A 6,278-nucleotide genomic window follows, 5' to 3' on the forward strand; every position below is an offset into this window, starting at 1 on the left:
CCGTCATGCAGGCTTCATCGGACGGTCACGCCCCCGTCGCCGTCCCGTCCTCCGCGCCGCTGAGCCGCCTGCCTAGCCTGGGGCCATGACCCGCGTGCCCCCCGCCCACGGACATCGCCCGGCCCTCCGCGACTCCACCGGGACGGTCCCCGGCCCGGGCGTCGAGCCGGGCGCCCGGCCCCGTCTCTCGGCCGAGGACCTGCTGGCCGCCCGGGACGCCCTGGCCCCGTTCGGCCGGCTGAGTCGGCAGGAGCCCATCGAGTGGGCCGCCGAGGAGCCCCTCGCCCCGGACCTGGCCGACTTCTACCGCTACGTGGGGCCGGAGTGGCTGGAGATCGACACCCTCGGCCTGCCCGTGATGTTCTTCCCGCTGGACCGCCTGTGGGACGAGCAGGCCGGCTACCGGTGGAACCACCGCACCGGCGCCCTGCTGGTGGACTGGAACGACGACTGGACGGTGGTGGCCAAGCAGGGCGCCGACCCGTTCATCCACGCGGCCTCCACCGGCCAGGTGCTCATGGCCCCGGGAGACGAGGGGTGGGAGGACCGCCTGGACGAGCCGCGACCGGTCTTCCAGGACCTCACGGAGATGGCCCGCGCGCTCGCGGCCGTGGGCACGGCGTGGGCGCGCTTCGACGACCCGTTCACCGCCGACTGGCACCTCACCGAGGAGGTGACGGCCGCCGTCGTCGCCGGCCTGGAGGAGGTGCTCGGCGCCCACGACCGCGCCGTCGACCTGGCCCGAGCCCTCGGCTACCTCCGCGCCGTCTGAGCGTCGGCGCCGCCCCGGGAGCCCCACCCCGCCGGCGCCCGTCGGAACGGGAGCCGAGCGCCCTTCCTACACTGGCCGCATGAGCACCGCCCCCGCCCTGCCTCCGCTGCCCGGCGCGCCGGGCGGTCCCACCCTGCCGAGCGTCGAGGAGCTGCTGGCCGACGCCGTCGCGGTCGCCCTGCCGATGCGCGTGCGGTTCCGCGGCACGGACCTCCGTCACGCCCTGCTGCTGCGCGGCCCGGCGGGCTGGGCCGAGTTCTCCCCGTTCCCGGAGTACGGTCCGCACGAGTGCGCCGCGTGGCTGGCCGCCGCGATCGAGGCCGGCTGGCAGGGCTGGCCCGCCCCGGTCCGTCAGACCGTCCCCGTCAACGCCACCGTGCCCGCGGTGGCCGCGGACGACGTCGAGGCCGTCCTGGCCCGCTACGGCGACGGCATCACCGCGGTCAAGGTCAAGGTGGCCGAGCACGGCCCTGAGGGCGGGCTCGTCCCCGGCAGCCGCGAGGCCGACCTGGCCCGCGTACGGCGGGTGCGCGCGCTGCTGCCCCACGCGCAGGTCCGCGTCGACGCCAACGCCGGTTGGACGCCCACCGAGGCCGTGGACGTGCTCACCGCGCTGGCCGACGTGGGCCTCGAGTACGCGGAGCAGCCCGTGCCCGGCATCACCGACCTCGCGGAGGTCCGCGCGGAGCTGCGCGCCCGGGGCGTCCCCACCCCGATCGCCGCGGACGAGGCGGTCCGCAAGGCCGAGGACCCGCTCGCCGTCGCGGCCGCCGGGGCCGCGGACCTGATCGTGGTGAAGGTCCAGCCGCTCGGGGGCGTGCGCCGCGCCGCGGCGATCGTGGCGGCCGCGGGGCTGCCCGCGGTGGTCTCCTCCGCGCTGGACACCTCCGTGGGCATCGCCGGCGGCGCCGCGCTGGCCGCCTGCCTGCCGTCCCTGCCGCACGCGTGCGGGCTCGGCACCGCGGCGCTCTTCGAGCACGACGTCGTCGCCCCGGCCTGGCGCCCCCGCGCGGGGGCCCTCCCGGCACCGGGGGAGCGGGCACCCGCCCCCGACCCGGACCTGCTCGACCGCGTCCGGGCGGACGGGGCACGGCAGGCGTGGTGGGCGGACCGTGTGCGCGCGGCCCACGCGGTGCTGGCCGCGCAGGGCTGACGGGCCCGCCCGGTCCCCGTCCGCGCGGGGAATGTGAGCCGGATTACAGCACGTCGACGGGACGAAATCCGGCGGCCGGGAAGAGTTCAACTCGCGGCCACCTGGGCGTGGCTCGCCGCTCGTGGCGGGAGGCCAGGGTGATGGCGGCCCCGGCCGGTCTCACCCCCGGGGTCACCTCCGGCCCGGCACCGGACCCCGAACCATCCCCACGACGCGAAGGACCCCGTCATGCTGAAGCGCCTCCTCCCCATGGCCGGCCACACCCGTGGCAACCGCTCCGCCGTCACGTGCGAGCTCAAGTGCGGCAACGCGTGCGCCCACCCGGTGCCCAACACCTCGGCGAACCCGACCTTCCAGCAGATCGCGGAGACCGCCATCTCGCGCCGCTCCGCCCTGGTCGGCGGCACCGGCCTCGCCGCCGCCGTCGTCATCGGCTCCCAGGTGGCCCAGGCCCCCGAGGCGCTCGCGGACAACGGCCGGCGTCCGACCGGCGGCGGCAAGCTCCCCTTCGAGCCCATCGCGCCGGTGAGCCGCACCGTGGACACCATGACCGTGCCGGAGGGCTACGACTGGGGCACCGTGATCCGCTGGGGCGACCCGCTGTTCGCCGACTCCCCGGAGTTCGACATCGAGCACCAGACCGGTGCGTCGCAGGCCGCCCAGTTCGGCTACAACAACGACTACCTGAACATCATCTCCGACGGCGGCAACGACCGCTCCGGCTACCTCGTCTCCAACCACGAGTACACCAACGAGAACATCATGTTCTCCCCGGAGTACATCGCCTCGAACTTCGAGGACGTCGTCAACGTCGGCCTCCAGGCCCACGGCCTGTCGATCGTGGACCTCCAGCGCGCCAAGCGCGGCGCCCCGTGGGAGTACGTCCGCGGCGGCCGCCGCAACCGCCGCATCACCGGCACCACCGAGTTCGAGGTCCGTGGCCCGGCCGCCGGCCACGCGCTGCTCAGGACCGTCGAGGACCCGACCGGCACCCGCGTGCTGGGCACCCTGAACAACTGCGCCGGCGGCACCACCCCGTGGGGCACCGTGCTCTCCGGCGAGGAGAACTTCAACCAGTACTTCAAGGGTCGCGGCACCGCCGAGGAGAAGCGCTACGGCATCTCCGCCTCCGCCACCAGCCGCGGCTGGGAGAAGGTCCACGACCGGTTCGACCTGACCAAGCCCGGCTACGAGAACGAGGCCAACCGCTTCGGCTGGGTCGTCGAGATCGACCCCGAGGACCCGACCTCCACGCCCGTGAAGCACACCCTCCTGGGTCGCTTCAAGCACGAGGCCGGCACCGCCGTGATCTCGCCGTCCGGCCACGCCGTGGTCTACTCCGGCGACGACGAGCGCCACGACTACCTGTACAAGTTCGTCTCCGCCGAGAAGGTCCGGGAGGGCGACAAGAAGCACAACATGCGCCTGATGGACAAGGGCACCCTCTACGTGGCCAGGTTCTCCGGCGACTCCCCGGCCGCCCAGATCGACGGCAGGGGCACCCTGCCCTCGGACGGCGCCTTCGACGGCTCCGGCGAGTGGATCGCCCTGGCCGACGAGAAGACGTCCTTCGTCCCGGGCATGTCCCTGGCCGAGGTCCTCGTCTACACCCGCCTCGCGGCCGACAAGATGGGCGCCACCAAGATGGACCGCCCGGAGGACGTCGAGACCAACCCGGTCACCGGCAAGGTCTACGCGGCCCTGACCAACAACACCAAGCGCACCGCCGTGGACGAGGCCAACCCGGTCATCGGCAACCGCGACGGCCACGTCATCGAGATCACCGAGCGGGGCGGGGACCACACCTCCACCGCCTTCACCTGGGTCATCCTGCTGCTCGCCGGCGACCCGGCGGTCTCCTCCTCGGCCTACTTCGCCGGCTACCCGAAGGAGAAGGTCTCCCCGATCTCCTGCCCGGACAACCTGGCGTTCGACTCCGAGGGCAACCTCTGGATCTCCACCGACGGCCAGCCCGGCACCATCGGCTACGCCGACGCGCTGCACAAGGTCACCCTCGACGGCGCCGAGCGCGGCCGCGTCCAGCAGTTCCTCGCCGTCCCGCGCGACGCCGAGACCTGCGGCCCCGTGATCCACGACCGCGACAACTCCGTGTTCGTCAACGTCCAGCACCCGGGCGAGGACGGCACCTGGGGCGCGCACACCTCCTCCTTCCCGGACTTCCTGAGCCCGACCGGCCCGGTCCAGGTGGGCGACAAGGTCGCGGCCCCGCGTCCGTGCGTCGTCCAGGTGTTCAACGCCACCGGGAACAACGGCATCGGCAAGGGCGCCGGCAAGGAGAAGGGCAACAAGGGCAAGGGCAAGGGCAACGGCAAGGGCCCGAAGGGCTGACCCCCGCCTCCGCGAGGACCCTCGACGAGGCCGTCACGGCCGGCGCCACCGCGTCACCGTGGCGGCCTCTCCGCGTCCGGGGCCCGTCCGCGCCCGGGCCTAGACTGGTGGCCACCATGACCTCCGTCGACTCCCTCTCCGTGGCGCGCGCCGTTGCCACCGCCCTGATCGACGCCGGCATGCGGGACGCGGTGGTCTGCCCCGGCTCCCGCTCCGCCCCGCTGGCCTACGCGCTCGCGGCCCTCGAGCGCGCCGGCGAGGTCCGCCTGCACGTGCGGGTGGACGAGCGCTCGGCCGGCTTCCTCGCCCACGGGCTCTCGCTGGCCTCGGGGCGCCCGGTGGGCGTGCTGACCACCTCGGGCACCGCCGTCGGGAACCTGCTGCCCGCCCTGATGGAGTCCATCCACGCCGGCACGCGCGTGATCGCGCTGACCGCGGATCGTCCGCCCGAGCTGCACGGCACCGGCGCGAACCAGACCACGGACCAGAGGGGCGTGTTCGGCACGCACGTCCGCCATGCCGCCTCCCTCGGCTGCGACGCCGCCGACGGCGTGGATGCCGAGCAGCATCTGCGCCACGTGCGGGCCACCGTGCGCCGGGCCCTGCTGGCGGCCGAGGGGGTCGTCGCCGAGGCCGGTTCCGACGACGGCGCGCCCGGTCCGGTGACGATGGCAGAGGCCCCGGCCGGGCCGGTCCACCTGAACCTGCACTTCCGCGACCCGCTCGTGCCGAGTCCTGAGGAGGCGGCCGCCATGGGCGCCGCCGCGGCGCCGCACACCCCTGCTCCGGCCGTCGCCCCGACCGGCGCGAGCCCGGCCGCCGCCGCGTCGGCCTACCGGGCGCCCGGGGCGGTGCTCTCGGGGCTGCCCGAGCTGGACGTCGCCCGCCTGGACCAGCGGCGCACCGTCGTGCTGGCCTGCCACGGCGCCGGCCCCGTGGCCGCGGCCTTCGCGCTGTCCCTGGGCCTGCCCCTGCTGGCCGAGCCGTCGTCGAACGCGCGGTTCTCCGCCAACGCCATCGCCGCCTATCCGCTCCTGCTGGGCGCGGCCGGCGGGCGCGACGCGGACGCACACCCCCTTGCCGCCCGCATCGAACGGGTCGTGCTGTTCGGCCGGCCCACGCTCACCCGGACGGTCAACGCCCTGCTGGCCCGCCCCGACGTCGCCACGGCCCTGCACGCCCCCGAGCCCGCACCATGGTTCGAGCCGGGCCGGCGCCGGGAGACGCCCGTGGAGACCCTCGAGGAGCTCGCCGCCTTCGCCGGGCAGGGCGAGCCCGGCTGGCTCGCCGCGTGGCAGCACGCCTCGATGCGCGCCCAGGCCGCCGTGGAGGACGCGCTCGTCACCACCGACGCCGGCGACCGGCTCAGCCCGCAGACGGTGGCGCACGTGAGCGCCGCCATGGTCCGGGGTCCGCTCGTGCTGGGCTCGTCCTCGGTGATCCGGGACGTGGACCTGACCTGGCGGCCCCCCTCGGCGCCGGACGCGGAGGTGTACGCCAACCGCGGGCTCGCCGGGATCGACGGGACCGTCTCCACGGCCGCGGGCGTCGCACTGGCGCGCGGACGGCGGACCGTGGCCCTGCTCGGCGACCTCACCGCCCTGCACGAGGCGGGCGGCCTGCTCGTGGGCCCCACCGAGACCGAGCCGGACCTCGACCTCGTGGTCGTCAACGACGACGGCGGGGCGATCTTCGCGAGCCTCGAACACGGGGCCGTGGCCGAGGCGCCCGGCATGGCGGACCCCGTCGAACGGCTCTTCGGCACCCCGCACGGCGTGGACCTGGCCGCCCTGGCCGCCGCGTACGGCCTCCCGCACACGCGGGTCACCGACCGCGTCGACCTCGTCCGGGCCCTGTCCGACCCGGTGCGCGGCCGGCGTCTGCTCGAGGTCCGCTGCGACCGCGCCGACCGCCCGCGCGTCGCCGCCGCCCTGGCCGCGGCGGTGCGCGCCACGTTCCCGCCCGCGTGCCCCGTCCCGGACCCCGCGCCGGACGCCGGCCGCG

At 75.5% G+C, this 6,278-nt stretch carries 4 protein-coding genes; all 4 read left to right on the forward strand.

Annotated elements, in window-relative coordinates:
- Nucleotides 1-85 precede the first annotated feature (85 nt).
- On the forward strand, nt 86-772 hold the full coding sequence (locus QL983_RS09760) for a hypothetical protein (protein ID WP_290152697.1): 687 nt from the start codon (nt 86-88) through the stop codon (nt 770-772).
- A 79-nt stretch (nt 773-851) separates the two neighbouring features.
- Nucleotides 852-1,925, forward strand: coding sequence for an o-succinylbenzoate synthase (locus tag QL983_RS09765; RefSeq protein WP_290152700.1), 1,074 nt, complete (start codon nt 852-854; stop codon nt 1,923-1,925).
- 228 nt (nt 1,926-2,153) lie between these two features.
- Nucleotides 2,154-4,274: a PhoX family phosphatase gene (locus QL983_RS09770; protein WP_290152704.1), complete on the forward strand. Its 2,121-nt coding sequence runs from the start codon at nt 2,154-2,156 to the stop codon at nt 4,272-4,274.
- 116 nt (nt 4,275-4,390) lie between these two features.
- Nucleotides 4,391-6,278: 2-succinyl-5-enolpyruvyl-6-hydroxy-3-cyclohexene-1-carboxylic-acid synthase (gene menD, locus QL983_RS09775; protein WP_290152708.1), on the forward strand; the 1,888-nt coding region annotated here is incomplete at its 3' end.

The sequence above is a fragment of the Micrococcus sp. APC 4021 genome (assembly GCF_030407635.1).
GTDB lineage: Bacteria > Actinomycetota > Actinomycetes > Actinomycetales > Micrococcaceae > Micrococcus > Micrococcus luteus.